The 203-nt window shown below is 81.3% G+C and carries 1 protein-coding gene; it reads left to right on the top strand.

The window, feature by feature from the left end:
* On the top strand, positions 1-203 hold a 203-nt coding region (locus QWY29_RS20985), incomplete at both ends, for a hypothetical protein (RefSeq protein WP_300963128.1).

Below are 203 nucleotides of genomic sequence, written 5' to 3'. Positions count from 1 at the left end.
CGGTCACCCTCCTGGCCGCCCCGCGCGGCACGACCGGCGTGCTGCGCGGCGACGCGGGCGTCGCGTCCCCGGGGCCGGGCGAGGTGTGGCTGCCCGACGGCCTGCTCACCGAGGGGCCCGCGAACGGCCGGGTGACCCTCGAGGTCGAGGGCCGGACCCGCACGCTCAGCCTCAACACCGGCGAGGGCTGGGGCCCCGCGGCC

The organism is Nocardioides abyssi (assembly GCF_030412915.1).
GTDB classification, from domain to species: domain Bacteria; phylum Actinomycetota; class Actinomycetes; order Propionibacteriales; family Nocardioidaceae; genus Nocardioides; species Nocardioides abyssi.
The sequence above is the reverse complement of the archived record's forward strand: the minus strand, read 5'-3'. Positions and strand labels throughout refer to the sequence as shown.